Source organism: Enterobacter sp. DC1 (assembly GCF_000568075.1).
GTDB classification, from domain to species: Bacteria; Pseudomonadota; Gammaproteobacteria; order Enterobacterales; family Enterobacteriaceae; genus Enterobacter; species Enterobacter asburiae.
Genome location: NZ_AZUA01000001.1, coordinates 285321 through 300182, shown reverse-complemented (window position 1 = coordinate 300182; position 14862 = coordinate 285321). Strand labels below are relative to the sequence as shown.

The following is a 14862-nucleotide window of genomic DNA, read 5'->3' as shown; positions in this document are numbered from 1 at the left end:
TGATTTTTTTACGGCTTCGGCCCGAACATCGCCTCAAGCTGCTGCGCATCCGGCATACCGACCACCTGCTGCAGCTCATTTTCCGCATTCAGATAGTAAATGGCCGGCGTAGCGTTAGCGCCCAGGCTGTCCATCAGCGTCTGGTGCTTCTGCAGGATCTCGACCGTTTCGCGGGATGCGTCCCCTTCCGGCTTGGGCAATTTTTTCCCTCCGGAAAGCTCGTATTCGCGCCAGGCCGAAACCGGATCTTTCGCATTCAGAATCGCTGAGGCGTTACGTCCGCTATTAGGGTTGAGAAACGCCACCAGCAGCGTGTTGAGCTGAACCTTGCCCGCCTTCACCCACGGCTGGGCTTCGGCCCAGAACTGCTTGCAGTACGGACAGAACGGATCGGCAAACACAAAGACCTTACGCGGAGCGTTATCCGCACCTTCCTTCAGAGGATGCGCCGCGTTGAGGTTCTTCCACATCTCGCGCCCCATCGGGGCGTAGATCTCTTTCTGGAAATAGCCCTCGCTGAGGTTTTTCCCTTTGTCATCGTACAGATAGCCTGAGATGACGTGCTTGCCGTCCGGGGTTAAAAAGAGCGTTACGCCCATATCCTGATACTGCCCAAGCCAGGCCGGTGCGCCGCCGGGCGCATCCAGCTTCTTGATGATTTTAATGTTCTGCTGCTCGCTGAACTGCTTAACCACCTCCGGTATGGCATCAGCGGCCTGTACCAGCCCTGACGTCGCCAGCGCTGAAAGTAACAGTAATTTTTTCATTTCCCTCTCCGGTTTGTCGGGGGCATTACGCCCCCTTCAGGTTAGCGGTTTTTCAGTGCGTCACTGACCATTTCGTCGAACTGTTCAAACGGCACCCAGCCGGGCAGCAGTCCTTCGCCGATGAGCGTGGCGGGCGTGCCCTGGATCCCCATTTTTTCCGCGACGATCAGGCTGCGCTTGATCGTCAGCATGCTCTCGTCATCCGGCGTCGTAACGCTCACGCCCGCCCGCTTCTGCGCCTCCTGAATGCTGGCGTCATCGTGGTACCCCTTTTTCGCCATCAGGGCATGGTTTAGCTTCATAAACTGCCCGGGCTCCTGACGCCAGAGCGTTAACGCATCCCGCGCGGCGGTCAGCGAGCTTTCCGAGCGGAAAGGTAAAAACTTAAAGACCACCGCGACGTCCGGATGCTTTTCGACGATCTTCTCCAGGTACGGATCGAATTTTTTACAGTACGGGCAGTTGTAGTCGGTAAACACCACCAGGATGAGTTTGGGGTTTTTCGCGCCGATGCGCGGGGAGTTCGGATCGTTAAACAGGAAATCAGCGATGATCTTCTGCGCACGCTGCTCCTGGTCCGGCGTCAGCGGCTGGGCAGCGAACACCTGAACCGGGGCCAGCAGGAGCAGCAGCGTAATAAGGAGTTTTTTCATAACAGGTTTAGCCTTTTGCGTTGTTCAGGGTGGTGACCAGGGTGCGCTTGTCCAGCAGCGGCGAGAGGATTTCCCCCTCGGGCAGACCGGGGCCATAAACCGCGTTAAACGGAATGGCGTAGCGGTTTCGCTTCGCCAGAAAATCCGCAATAAACGCGGACGGCTGGCTCCAGTCTCCGCGCAGGGCCACAACGTCCGGCTGGCGCAGCGCGGCAATAACGTCCGGCTGATTCAGCACCCGATGCTCGTTAACTTTGCAGGTCACGCACCAGTCCGCCGAGATATCCACAAACACCCGTTTCCCCTGCGCCAGCGCCTGCTGGATGGCTTCCTCGCTGAGCGGCTGCCACGGGATGGTCTGAGCGGCATTCTGCGCCATAGCGTCAGGCGGCGCGTTAAGCAGCCCGCGCGCCTGATACCCGCCGAGCGCCGACAGCGCGATCACAACGATCCAAAACAATGGGGAGGATTTTTGCCCCTTCAGCGCGAACAGCGCCAGCGCGACGGCGATCAGCACCAGCATCACAATCTGGCTGACCGCCTCGCCCAGATGCACGCTTAACAATGTCGCCAGCCACAAGCTGGAGGCGAGCATCATCAGGCCCAGAACGACTTTTAGCGTATTCATCCAGCGGCCGGGTTTCGGCAGCAGCATGGCCGTTTTCGGCACCAGGGCGACAAACAGCCACGGCAGGCTCATGCCCACGCCGAGCATCAGGAAGATCAGCCACAGGGAGTGCAGCGGTGCGCCAAGGGCAAAGGCGACCGCGGTACCGAGGAACGGCGCGGAGCACGGCGTGGCCAGCAGCGTGGCGAACATTCCTTCGCAGAAGCTGCCGCCAATCCCCGATCCTCCTGCCGTAGCCAGCCGTCCCGTGGCGGCGGAAGGCAGCAGCATCTCAAACGCGCCAAACAGGTTCAGCGCAAACAGGAAGGTGACGGCGACCATCAGGCCGATAAACCACGGGTTCTGGAACTGAATGCCCCACCCCAGCGACGCCCCGGCCAGCTTCAGCGCGGTCACCATCCCCGCCAGCAGCATAAAGGAGGTGAGGATCCCGGCGCTGGTGGCCAGAAAGCGCAGCCTGATCGCGCGCCTGTCCGATCCCACCTGCAGGATGCTGTTAAGCTTCATGCCCATGACCGGCAGCACGCAGGGCATCAGGTTGAGGATCAGCCCGCCCAGCAGCGCAAAGAGCACCATTTTTCCCGTCCCTTCAGGCGCAGAGGGCGCTACGGGCGTCGCGCCAACGGTCATGGTGGTTTGCTGAGCATTGCCGCCACTGGTCAGTACAAACGAAAGCGTCTTTCCTTCCAGCGAGGCGGGTTTATCGCCCCATTCGTCGGTCACGGGTACCGTCACCCGAAGGGTATTGCCGTCGTGTTTAATGACCGGCTCGCCGGGAAGAATGTCACCCTCCAGCGGGTCAAAGTAGATCCCCGGATTATCCCACTTCCCGTCCGTCGTGCCGGTAATCACCAGCTTGTCGCCAGAGAGCCAGGCGGAGAGATCTGCGGATACGCCAGACGTACCGGGCACGGCGCGCATCGCCTGCTCGAACTCGCTACGGAAGCCCTCATCCACCGGCTGGGTAAAATCGAGATGCAGCGGGTAGTCCGTCAGCAGGCAGACGTTACTGCACGTCGAGAGCGTGAGCGTCCCGACGAGCGCGTCCCCCTTCACCCCGTCGAGCGTAATCGGGATAGTGACCTTATCGTGATAGCCCTGCGTCGTCATGCCGGAGATATCGAAGCGCGACGGGACCGGCCAGGACCAGCTATCCGTCACGCCTTCCGGCCAGCTGATTTTTGGCGCGACGCCGCCCTCGCCCGGCGATCGCCAGTAGGTCTTCCAGCCGGGCTTCAGCTCAACGGTGAGCAGGCCTTTAACGTGCGTTTGTTCCCTCTCCGCCTGAAAGCGGATGCGGGCGTGATCGTTTTGTGGGGAAACCAGCCAGCCTGTGTCCGCCGCATGGACAATGCCGATGCAGGACAGCCACAGGAAGACGAATCCCCTGAAGAGGTTAACCATGTTTTACTCCGTGAACAGTGAAAATTATCGTGTGAGGACGATGATTTTCATTCACGGAAAACGCAGTTTTTAAGGTGTATTCGGGGAGGCGGTGCCTGAACGGGCTGTTCCGCGGGAGCCAATGTCCGCCCTTGCGTAAACAGCTGCAGCAGCGCGAAGAAGATGATAATGGCCGGCAGCGCGCCGTCGAAGAACAGCGGCTGCGCGCAAAGCAGCGAGTGAGCGCCAAGTTGACAAGGCGACGGGCCGGGCTGTTCAGTGTTGTTGCTTTGAGCCGGGGCATCTGCGCTCAGAGAAATTTGCGGATCCAGTCCCTGTAAAAAATGGTTGAGCATCACCGCACGCTGCACGAGGCAAAGCGCCATCGCGAGACAGGTGACGATCAAAAGCCATTTTCCGAGGAGCTGACGGTTGCGCATAACGTTCCAGAGTAACAAGACGCCCCGATCATAAACGATAGTGATGAATCTACAAGTGCCGGAAGTGTAAGGTTTTGTCTGTCGCCGCTATTCGCCCGTCAGCGCGTCATAGACGTCGCGCAGCCTTGTGCGGAGAAACAGCACCGCCTTGTGCTTGCGGGATAGCAGCGCCTGCTCGCTGGCACCGGTCTCCTCAGCCAGCATTTTAATGCTGTAGCCGTGGAGTTCGGTCTTTTCAAATACCTCGCGCTGCGGCGGCGACAGTTCAGACAGCGCCTGCCCCAGCTCTTCCCACAGCAGCGTTTTGAGATACTCCTCTTCCGGCGTGTGCGGCATGCCGAACAGGGTTTCGGCCAGCTCGTCCTCCGGGAAACCCTCTTCGTCTTCGCCCGTAAAATAGCCGGAGAGTGAGACCTCGCGCTTTTTACGCGCCCGGTCGGTCATCTCGTTACGCGCCGCGCGAAACAGCCAGGCGGCGACGTTTTCGACCGGCTGCTCCACTTTCATCAGCTGATAGGTCACTTCCTGCAAAATATCGTCGGCATCATCGCGAACGGAGGTCCGTCCGCGAATGAAGGCTTTCAGCCGGGCGCGGCAGGCATTGAGCGCCGACATCAGCATGGATCCGCCCGCCTCCCCGGCTTTCATTTCGCTCACTCTGCTTCCGGCGCTTTTGGCGTGGCGTCGTCGCGCTTATCGTCACGATGACCGTGCCAGCCGCAGTGGCCGCGGCCGTGGCGACCAAACCCTTCGCGACGCTGCTGAATAAACGCCTCGCGCTGCTCGGGCGTCATGTTCATCCAGCGCTCGTGCATCCGGCGATGCGCGCCAAACATCCCCGGACGGAAACCTAACCCGCCAAACAGAATGCGGCTCAGCACCAGAATGCCCAGCGCCTGCCAGAATCCGATGGCCTTAACGCCGAGGATGGCCGGGAGCAAAGCATTCCACAGGGTCATCACCACCAGGCCGAGCACGATGAAAATCACCGCGCCGATGACTAAGCCCTTGCCCATACGGTGGCGACCGAATCCGCGCCCGTGACCTCTGCCGTGCATTTCAAAATCTCTCATGGTGTTTACCTCGTTTACAGTAACTGATTATGGCTTGTGATGAGGTAGACGGATGAGGGAGGGAAATATTGCTGGGGGGAATATAAATTTTTTTGTGCTAACGAATTTGGACTTATAGCAGTTACAGCTGGCGGACGCTATGAGTCTCCTACAGGCCATCATTTTTTTCGAAAGATTCGCTTAACGAATGCGATAGCGATGGCGGCCAGTATGATCGACACCAGTGCGAGGAAGATGAGCAAGGATAATAGTGGATTTAACAAGCCACCTAAACTGGTGAAGTCGCTAATACGGCCAAGTTGCTCGGACGTGCATGCACTGAGAATGATCTCAGGAATAATAAGCAAAAATATAATGACGGTTAGGACATAAACCAGAGCACCCTTGCGCTTTCCCATTTTCGTTGTTGCCCCTCTATCAAACATGATCAATGATAATAAGGTAATGATACTGCAAGGTTATATAAAATGGCACAAAATTCATAAACCACAGACTGCCCGAGGCATTAAAGTTTTACTAACAACTGCCGATTTATGAGTTACCACATAATTTTGAGGCCCCAAAATGTTGTCTGATATTTTTAAAAATAAAGATTTTATCATTTACTTTATCTATGGCGCTGTGTTTATAGTAATTGTCAACAGAGCGTACGGAATATCTAATTTATTAAGATTTATCTTTCGCTACTTGGCAATTGGCTACTCAGATGTAAGAATGAAAAAACTTGATAATACATGGTTTGATATACAACTATTCAAAGTCATCAATGGAATTAATACCACCAACCTAAACGACGCACGACTAATACAAAGAGGGCTAAATGAGGGGGTGTTAAAGCCATCATGGTTTTTATTTACCAGTTCATGGGGAGACATCACCATAAAAATGTCGAAAAAGAAACTAACCTTATCCTATTTGATGGGGTTGGTTATATTTGGCATGGGAAATTATGCATGGATTGAGCAAGCCCAGATTGTAGATGGATTCGTAAAAATCGACTACAAGGAATTTAGTTATTACCTTTCTAAAGAAAAGCTGATCATAACATCACTTAACAGATCCATTGATAACGCCACCGTTCATAGTAAAGAGGATTGCAAAAGTACCCTGAACTCAATCTCTAAAGACTCAATGTTCTTTATAGCATGCACGAAACTACTTGATGATAGATTGTCGTATAAATGGTGGATTGAAAAAGAAATCCAGTCTGTAAATAGCAGAAAAAACATGCTAAGACTGATATCTTACATTTATTGCATCACTAGCATTCTGTGGGGGTTTTCATTATACCAATTCAATCGTGCCAGCACTCATGTCGTAAATTATAAATTATCAATGCAAAATCAGACCACATAGAGAAAAATAAAAGACCACCTTCAACCACTTTTATAGAAGGTGGCTTTCGAAAATGCCTCTGTAAGGGGGTGTTGTTACTGTAAGTCTACCCGTTTTAGCTTCTTGTATTTTAGAGGTATCTAGGTTTGCGTTTTTCGTTTCGAACGTAATTTCAGACAGAGCGATATAGAAAAAATATTTCGAAAAAAAGATTAATAAAAAGACCTACCGACCACCAGAAATGTTCACTACATGTGACAATAGCTACCTTGCTCCATAGCCAATAAAAAAGCAGGTTGGTCATTAAAAATGTAAAAAACACCGCCGAAAACTATCAGAATTAAAAGAATTGTGGTGGAAGTAATTAACGACGAGGCCCCCTGCGGAGCCTCCCTCATACAATCAAGCCTGCACCGGCAAACTAAAACTCGAAATACTCCGCGAAAGCTGCTGCGCCTGCTCTTCCAGCGAGGCCGCTGCCGCAGCGGACTGCTGCACCAGCGCGGCGTTCTGCTGGGTCACGCCATCCATCTCGGTCACCGCCTGGCCGACCTGACTGATCCCGCGGCTCTGCTCTTCAGAGGCGACGGAGATCTGCTCCATCAGCGTATTCACTTTGTTCACCGATGAAATAATCGAGTCAATCACCTCGCCCGAGCGGCTGACCAGCTCCGCACCGTTTTTCACGCTGGAGACCGACTGCGCAATCAGGCTCTCGATGTCCTTAGCCGCAACCGCGCTTTTCTGCGCCAGGGTGCGTACTTCGCTGGCCACGACCGCAAAGCCGCGACCTTGCGTACCGGCGCGCGCCGCTTCAACCGCCGCGTTCAGCGCCAGAATATTGGTCTGGAAGGCGATGCTGTTAATCACGCTGGTAATATCTTCGATGCGCTTCGAGTTCGCCGCGATGGTATTCATCGTGTCGATCACTTCACGGGTCACCGCTTCACCGGTGTGGGCATTTTTCACCGCATCCTGTACCAGTTTACCGGCCTGGTAAACGTTGTCGGTATTGTTCGCCACCGTCGCGCTCAGCTCTTCCATGCTGGCCGCCGTCTGGGTCAACGCGGAAGCCTGCTGTTCGGTACGTGACGCCAGGTCGATATTCCCGGAGGCAATCTCCTGCGCCGCGTGCGTTACGGTATGGCTCGCATCGCGCACCTGGGCGATGGTCGCCAGCAGCGCCTGACGCATCTGCTCCATCGAGCTCATGAGATGATCGATTTCGTTATGTGCGCTCCCCTTGACCGGTACCGGAACGTCCAGCTTGCCTGCCGCAATCTGGCTGCAGTGCTCGCGCGCCAGGTTTACCGGCGCAAAGACAAAGCGCTTCATCAGCAGGCTGACGGCGACAATCACCACCACAAACAGGCAGGCGATAGCGGCAACGATCGCCAGGCCAGAGACGAAGTTACTGCTCGCATCTTCGTTCAGGCTTTTGGCGTATTTCTGGTGGACGGAAAGGACCTGGTCGAGAACGATCTCGTACTGACGGTCGAGGCGAGAGACTTCCGGGATCAGCGCGTTAAATTTGGCGACATCGTGCGCCTCGGCGGCATCGATCAGCGGCGCCAGCCCCTGGTTGCGGTAGTTTTGCCAGGCATCCTGATAGGCAGTCACCAGCGGCGCTTCATCCGTCAGACGCGGCGAAGCCATAAAGGCCGCAAAGGCGTGGTCCGCTTTGGTCAGCGCCTCTTTCACGGCGGTTAGCTTTGCAGCCCCGTCCGCCGAGCTGCCCGCTTCCACCATCTTCACATACTCCATCACCCGCACGCGCAGCGTACGGCTGTGGTTGATCGGGTCAATAATGGACAGCACAACCTGGATCTCTTTGTTGACGTTATCCAGGGAATTATTACTTTTAATGATGAGGCCAACGCTGGTCACAGTGCTGGCAACAAAGAAGAAAAGCAGCGAGAACAGGACGATCAGGGACGACTTTTTCAACGACATAAACCAATACCTCAAGGAGAATTATTCCTTATGGTTATCGGCCATTCCAAAACTTAAATTAATTAAAGTTATTGAAGTATCGAACCGGGCTATTTCGCTGGCTTATAGCGTCGCTGGAGGGTGGCATTAAGCTTGCGCTGCAACGGCTGCGGCGTCTCCCCTTCGATTAATTTGCTAATCAAATCAAAGCAGTGCCACGCCAGCTGACGGTTATCCTGGCGAATGGTATCCACGGGGATCGTCAGCGAATCGTAGAGATAATGATCGTCAAAACTGGCTAACCTAATATCACTTTGCAACAGGTTGTGCTGGCCCATATAGCGCAGCACCCCTTCCAGCAGCCCGCAGGCGGCGGCGAAAAGCGCTTTCGGCGGACGACCCAGACGGGCGCAGAGTTCAGCAAACATCTCGTACCCGGAGCTCGGGTGATAGTTGCCGTGAATGATCCACTCGGGGCGTAGCTCCACGCCGGCCTCTCGAAGACCTTGCTTAAACCCTTCCAGACGATCGCGCGTCGGAGAAAGGCGCGGCTGGCCGCCGAGAAAATAGAATTCATCAGGATGCTGGCGCGCAATGTCGGCCACCAGTTCCGCCGTTGGGGTAATGGAATCGGTGATGACCAGCGGCAGCGCGCTGTCGTTGATGTGGCGGTCAAACAGAACAACGGGCAGCTGCTCGCTCAGCTTGTGGTAGTCCGCATCGTTAAGCATGCTGGAGGCAACAATCAGCCCGTCCACCTGGCGCGCCACCATGTTGTTCACCACCACCGTCTCCTGGCCCGGGTTTTCATCGCTACAGGAGATCAACAGTTGAACACCCGCCTCGCGGCACAGCGTCTCCAGCTCGTGAGAAAACACGGCAAAACCGTAGTTGGTGATCTCCGGAACCACCAGACCAACGGTGTGGCTGCGGTTATCGCGCAGCGACCGGGCGTGAATGCTGGGCTGATAGTGGTGTTCTTTTGCAATCGCCAGCACGCGCTCGCGCGTCTCTTCCGCCACGCGAAGCTCTTTGCTGCGCCCGTTCAGGACTAGGCTGGCGGTGGCTTTTGACACACCCGCCAGCTCCGCGATGTCTTTAATGGTGACGCGTTTTGTTTTTCTCACAACGACTTAGATCCGGCTGCCAAAACCCTCATTCTATCATGCAGGCGCGCAGCGACCAGTAGCGTAATGTGATATCGGACGCACCTTCGAATCGCACCCGGGCCGGATGGTCAGGGAAATAGCGGCTGCTCATCACCCCTTCACCGTGATTGATGAAAATTTCAACGCTGGAGCGGTCGCACAGAACGCGCAAATGGCTGACGTCGCCCTGCCAGTAGCGGGTCAACGTTTCACCGGTTTTCAGGCTCGCGCGTTCGAGACGTATACCCTGCTCATCGACCGTGAGACGCAGCGCGCCGCCAAAATCGACATTCACCTGCGATGCGCTCAGCTCAAACTCCAGGCGCGTCGCGTCCAGGCCTGGAGCCTCGCTGGCGCGTCCCTGCCAGCGCTGCTCATCTTCGCGCAGCGCCGCCAGCTCGCGCGCCGGGGTCTGCCAGAGCCTGCCGTCGCGATAGCGTAATTCACGTGGGCAGGTCATCTGGTGCATCCAGCCGTGCGCCCGGGTTGGCTGAAGCATCTCTTCCCCGTCCGGCACGCCCATCCAGCCGATCATAATGCGTCGACCGTCTTCCGCCAGCGTCGTTTGCGGAGCGTAAAACTCAAAGCCCGCGTCCAGCTCGTGCAGATCGCCGTGATCGAATGCGGCGCTTGCATAGTCAAACGCCCCGCTCATCCAGGTAGCCGGATAGGTGTTGAGATAGCGATGCGGCTCGCGCGCCAGCCCCTGCGGACAGCCGATCAGGACGTGCGTTCCGTCGAGCGCGAACAGGTCCGGACACTCCCACATATACCCCGCATCCGTCAGGCCGTTGACCCCGTGACCGGCGATTTCCCCGCAGGACGTCCAGGCGTGCAAATCGGCTGATTTAAACAGCAGCACCTTGCCGCGATTTTGCACATCCTGCGCGCCGAGCACCATGTACCACTCCCCGTCGTGCTGCCACACCTTCGGGTCGCGCACGTGTCCGGTGTAGCCTTCCGGCAGGGCCAGCACCGGCCCCAGCTTCTTAAAAGTTCCGTCCGGCTGTTCCACGGCGAGGCACTGCCAGGCCGTGCGGCTGCCGTCATCAAACTTGACGTTGCCGGTGTAGCACAGGGTCAGGACGCCCAGGTTATCCACGGCGCTACCGGAGTAGCAGCCGTTGCGGTCATACGCTTCATCGGGCATCAGCGCCAGCGGCTCGTGCCGCCAGTGCACCAGGTTCGCAGAGCTCCAGTGCCCCCAGCATTTAAACCGATGCTCGCAGTCCAGCGGGTTCCACTGATAGAACAGGTGGTAGCGGCCGGCAAACCAGATAAACCCGTTGGGATCGTTCATCAGCCCCGTCGCCGGCGCGGGGTGCCACTGCGGATAGTGACTATCCGCCAGCGCCTGCGGCTGGCCTTTCATAACGGCCTGCAGGATCGCAGGCCAGCGGGAAGGTAACGTCATTATTCAGAGTCCGTTTTATATTTCAGCAGCAGTGAGACGGTAAACGCCACGCCGAAGGCAATCACCATACCGATAATATAGTTGAGCAGCGAGCTGGCCTGCACGATGGCCATGCCCGGAATGGCGGTTAACCCAACGGCGGTCATGTAGACATGGACTGAGACCACCCAGGCCCCGCCCACCGCGCCGCCGATCAGCGCGGCGATAAACGGCTTAACAAAGCGAAGGTTGATACCAAAAATGGCCGCTTCGGTGATGCCCAGCATTGCAGAGAATGCCGACGGTAAGGTAATGGCTTTGATTTTGGCATCTTTGGTTTTGAACCACACCGCCAGACAGGCACCGCCCTGCGCCACGTTCGCCATGGCCCAGATAGGCAGCAGGAAGTTCACGCCAATCGACGGGTTGCCCAGCAGCCCGGCTTCGATCGCGTGGAAGCTGTGGTGAATACCGGTGATCACAATCACCGAATACAGCCCGCCGAAAAGCAGCCCGGCCAGCCAGCCCGCGTGTTCAATTAACGTACTCAGGATAAAGGAGATGCCGTCGCCCAGCGCGCGCCCCGCCGGGCCGATAATCAGCAAGGCGATAAAGCCGGAGATAACGACGGTGAGGAACGGCGTAAGGATAAGGTCTAACGCGTCCGGGATCGCGCGGCGCAGGTTTTTCTCCACGATGCTCATGAACCAGACGGCCAGCAGCACCGGGAATACCGTGCCCTGATAGCCAATCATCGCGATCTCAAGGCCGAAGAAGTTCATGGTGTGGAAGCCGGAGGCCACGCCCCAGGCGTTGGTCAGCGCCGGGTGCGTCAGAATGCCGCCCAGCGTCGCGCCGAGATACGGGTTGCCGCCAAATTCCCGCGCGGCGGTAAAACCAATCAGAATAGGCAGAATGATAAACGCCGCGGAGCTGCACATGTCCAGCATGATGTAGAGAGCGTTATCCGCATTGACCCAGCCGTAGGTTTTCACCATGCCGAGCAGGCCCATCAGCAGGCCGGATGCCACAATCGCGGGAATGATCGGGACAAAGATATTGGAGAGCAGACGGGCAATACGCTGGAACGGATTCAGCTTGCGCGCCGCCAGATCCGCGGCCTCAGACTTGCTGGACTCGCTAATCCCCGCAGCCTGAATAAACGCGGCGTAAACCTTGTTGACCACGCCCGTGCCAAAAATCACCTGCATCTGCCCGGCGTTACGAAAACAGCCTTTTACGCCGTCGACCTTGCCGATCGCCTGCTGATCGGCAAGCGCGTCATCGACCAGCACCAGACGAAGACGCGTTGCGCAGTGCGCCGCGCTGGCGATATTTTCCTTGCCACCGAGCAGCGGAATGAGCTCGCGGGCGATTTGATTAAAATCCATAGATACCTCTGCCTGACTTCTTTTTATGATGTGCGAAACGCTCCCGCCGGGCGGGAGCGTGATGGGTTAAAACCAGGTTTCCATCTGGACCCCAAAGTTCCACTCCCCGCCGGCGTTGAAGCCGCTGCTGCCAAAGGCATCATCGCTGGCGTAATGATCCAGTTTGCTGCTCCAGTCCATCCAGGTGGCAAACAGACGCAGCTCCGGACGGCTGAAGAAATCGCCGATTTTGCTCGCTTTTAACGTCGGCGCAAAGGTCAGCTTGTAGAAACTGCCGTTAACGGCGTTGCGGTCCTTATAGCCTTCCGGATTTAAATCCATGTACTGATAGCTTCCCTCAAACGCCAGGGCGAAGTTCTGCGTCACCTCTTTAATCAGGCGGGTGTTGAGCGTTACCCACTCATAGCTGTCGCCCTTGACGTAGCGATCTTTACTGCTCTGCGCCAGTACGGCGGGCGCCACGCTCCAGCCAGCGCCGATTGGCGTGACACCGTAACTTGCGAAGCGCCAGGTATCCGCCTCAGACAGCAGTGCGCCGTCGGAGCCGATGCTTTTCACTTCCGCACCCAGCCCGTGGCCGTACAGCAGCGCCGTTTTGGCTGTCCCTTCCCGCAGGCCGTAGAAGCTCTCGTTATGCAACCCGACCAGGGCATGAACGCCGGTATTCGCAGCGTCAGTTTTGATGAGATCGCCGTTGGTGTCTTTACGGTCGTCGTTATCCTTCGCCCGCAGGCCGCTCACCATCAGCTGGAACGGTCCGGCGAAGTGGTTCATGCTGAGGATATAGTTCTGAACGTTATTGTCGGTCTGCTCCACGCTGCCGAAGTTGCGGCCGTAGATCGAGAAGTTGCTGCGCAGCGAATCGTTCCATTTCACGTCGTAGACGCCGCCGCCGGTACCGGCGAGGAACACCACGTCGGAATCCAGCCAGTGAATGTCAAAGTTGTCGCGGTCAAAGCGTTTACCCGCCCAGAAGGTGCTGCCCTTCAGCGCGCCGGTAAAATCAGGCAGATTGCCCAGCTCCGCGAAGGCCTGACGAATATTGAGGTCGCTGGTATCGGCTGACCAGTCGTTATAGGTTCTCTGGCCGTCGGCCAGCATCGCTTTGAAGCGCGTGGTGGCCCCGTTGTCCAGGATCTGCTTGTGCTCCAGGTTCAGCTCAACGTAGGTGTCGGCTTCGTTACCCAGACGCCCTACCGCACCGCCGGTTTCACCGGCCGGGGTCAGATAAGGACCGCTTTTGCTGCTGGAGGCCGCATCGTTCATCAGCAGGCCCGAACGGGCGTAGCCGTGGAACTCAAACCCGCTGCTTTGATCCGCCTTCTTCTCCAGCGCGGTGGTGCGCTGCTCCACCGCCTGGGCTGTCGTTTGCGTCTGCTGCTGGGCGGCAACCAGCTGCTGCGTTTTTTGTTCTGCATCGGTGGCGCGCTTCTCAGCAACCTGCGCACGCGTTTCCGCCGCCTGGAGGCGCTGCTCCATCGCGGCAAGACGCGCTTCGATACTTGTCATATCCGTTTGGGCAAAAACAGAGGTACTTCCGGCCAGCATGCCTATCATCACGGCAAGTCTGCGTTTTTTATACATTTTGTCGCATCCCTAAAAGAAGTCATTAAACGTGCTAAATTGCTAAACCGGTTTAGGTTACTGATACTAAACCTCTGAATTTTGGATCGGCAATCTTTTTTGCTAAACCGTTTTAGTAAGTGTGATCGAGGCGACAATTCAGGCCGCCGGATGGCGGCCAGTGGAGGAAAGAATTACAGTTCGTGCTGCCACGGCAAGGCGGCCATCGCCCCTTTGGCCGTGGTGGCTAATGCGCCGCAGCGCTGGGCTAAGGCGATGACGGGCGTCAGGTCATGCCCGGCGGCCAGGCCGTAGAGCAGTCCGGCAACGAAGGCATCGCCCGCGCCGGTCGTATCGACGCACTGAACGGGGGTTGCCGGATAGTGCTTCACGGCGCCGTCATGCCAGGCGATGACGCCCTCTTTTCCCTGGGTGACCAGCACCAGACGCGCCGGGCAGCGCGCCATCAGCGCATGCAGACCGACGTTAACATCTACATTTCCTGTTAAAAACGCCAGCTCTTCGACGGAGAGTTTCACCACGTCGGCGCTCTGCAGGGCCAGCTCCAGGCAGCGGCGCAGCTCGTTCTCATCCGGCCAGAGGTCCGGGCGAATATTGGGGTCGAAGCTGACGTAGCCGCCCGCCTCGCGAATGGCGCCTATCGCCTCAAACGTCGCGGAACGGCTCGGCTCTGCGCTTAACGCGATGGAACAGACGTGCAGCCACTCCCCGGCGCTGAACGTCGGCAGATCGGCAGGTTCCAGAAACAGATCGGCGCTCGGGCGCACCATAAAGGTAAACGAGCGTTCGCCGTGGTCGTCGAGATCGACCACCACCGTTGAGGTGCGGTGCGCCGGGTCAAGGCGCATAGACTTCACGTCAACCTTTTCGTCAGCGAGAGTTTTCGCCATAAAGCGCCCGAAGGGATCGTCGCCAACCCTGCCGATAAAGGCGCTCTGGCCGCCCAGCCGGGCAATACCGACCGCAACGTTTGCCGGTGCGCCGCCGGGACACTGCAGCAATCTGCCTTCTCCATCGGGCAGCAAATCTACCACTGCATCGCCAAGTACCCAGATTTTTTTCATGTGCTCCTCGCAGCTAAACAATATTAAACCGTTTTAGCTATTTAAGCACAGGCAGGGCGAAGGGGAAATAA

The 14862-nt window shown here is 56.9% G+C and carries 14 protein-coding genes; 1 reads left to right on the top strand and 13 read right to left on the bottom strand.

Annotation, left to right across the window (positions count from 1 at the left end):
• Nucleotides 1–8 precede the first annotated feature (8 nt).
• The 7 genes from dsbG to P346_RS20015 all read right to left on the bottom strand — a co-directional run bounded on the left by dsbG (nt 9) and on the right by P346_RS20015 (nt 5342).
• On the bottom strand, nt 9–767 hold the full coding sequence (dsbG, locus tag P346_RS19985) for a thiol:disulfide interchange protein DsbG (RefSeq protein WP_032656976.1): 759 nt from the start codon (nt 765–767) through the stop codon (nt 9–11).
• A gap of 41 nt (nt 768–808) precedes the next feature.
• On the bottom strand, nt 809–1420 hold the full coding sequence (locus P346_RS19990) for a DsbA family protein (protein WP_032656974.1): 612 nt from the start codon (nt 1418–1420) through the stop codon (nt 809–811).
• Between the two features lie 7 nt (nt 1421–1427).
• Nucleotides 1428–3452, bottom strand: coding sequence for a protein-disulfide reductase DsbD family protein (locus P346_RS19995; RefSeq protein WP_032656973.1), 2025 nt, complete (start codon nt 3450–3452; stop codon nt 1428–1430).
• A 47-nt stretch (nt 3453–3499) separates the two neighbouring features.
• On the bottom strand, nt 3500–3871 hold the full coding sequence (locus tag P346_RS20000; protein ID WP_032656971.1) for a hypothetical protein: 372 nt from the start codon (nt 3869–3871) through the stop codon (nt 3500–3502).
• Between the two features lie 87 nt (nt 3872–3958).
• Entirely contained in the window at nt 3959–4519 is a 561-nt protein-coding gene (locus P346_RS20005) for an RNA polymerase sigma factor (protein ID WP_084492141.1), read from the bottom strand.
• Nucleotides 4520–4524: 5 nt separating this feature from the next.
• A complete protein-coding gene (locus P346_RS20010) occupies nt 4525–4944 on the bottom strand; it encodes a hypothetical protein (protein WP_032656966.1) in 420 nt (139 codons plus the stop codon).
• A gap of 158 nt (nt 4945–5102) precedes the next feature.
• A complete protein-coding gene (locus P346_RS20015) occupies nt 5103–5342 on the bottom strand; it encodes a hypothetical protein (protein WP_032656965.1) in 240 nt (79 codons plus the stop codon).
• 166 nt (nt 5343–5508) lie between these two features.
• On the opposite strand from P346_RS20015, the gene P346_RS20020 reads away from it, so the two are divergent.
• Nucleotides 5509–6300, top strand: a complete 792-nt coding sequence (locus tag P346_RS20020; RefSeq protein WP_032656963.1) for a hypothetical protein — start codon at nt 5509–5511, stop codon at nt 6298–6300.
• Nucleotides 6301–6681: 381 nt separating this feature from the next.
• On the opposite strand, the gene P346_RS20025 is transcribed toward P346_RS20020, so the two are convergent.
• The 6 genes from P346_RS20025 to P346_RS20050 all read right to left on the bottom strand — a co-directional run bounded on the left by P346_RS20025 (nt 6682) and on the right by P346_RS20050 (nt 14791).
• The gene (locus P346_RS20025) at nt 6682–8232 is read right to left on the bottom strand and encodes a methyl-accepting chemotaxis protein (protein ID WP_032656961.1); all 1551 of its coding nucleotides are present in this window, start codon (nt 8230–8232) and stop codon (nt 6682–6684) included.
• Nucleotides 8233–8321: 89 nt separating this feature from the next.
• Nucleotides 8322–9338 (bottom strand): LacI family DNA-binding transcriptional regulator, encoded by a 1017-nt coding sequence (locus P346_RS20030; RefSeq protein ID WP_029741322.1) that lies wholly within the window; start codon nt 9336–9338, stop codon nt 8322–8324.
• Between the two features lie 28 nt (nt 9339–9366).
• A complete protein-coding gene (locus P346_RS20035) occupies nt 9367–10773 on the bottom strand; it encodes a sucrose-6-phosphate hydrolase (protein ID WP_032656959.1) in 1407 nt (468 codons plus the stop codon).
• Nucleotides 10773–12143, bottom strand: a complete 1371-nt coding sequence (locus P346_RS20040) for a sucrose-specific PTS transporter subunit IIBC (protein WP_032656958.1) — start codon at nt 12141–12143, stop codon at nt 10773–10775. Before P346_RS20040 ends, P346_RS20035 begins: the two co-directional genes overlap by 1 nt.
• Nucleotides 12144–12209: 66 nt before the next feature.
• Nucleotides 12210–13727, bottom strand: a complete 1518-nt coding sequence (locus P346_RS20045) for a carbohydrate porin (protein WP_032656957.1) — start codon at nt 13725–13727, stop codon at nt 12210–12212.
• 173 nt (nt 13728–13900) lie between these two features.
• Nucleotides 13901–14791: an aminoimidazole riboside kinase gene (locus P346_RS20050; protein WP_032656956.1), complete on the bottom strand. Its 891-nt coding sequence runs from the start codon at nt 14789–14791 to the stop codon at nt 13901–13903.
• Nucleotides 14792–14862: the final 71 nt, after the last annotated feature.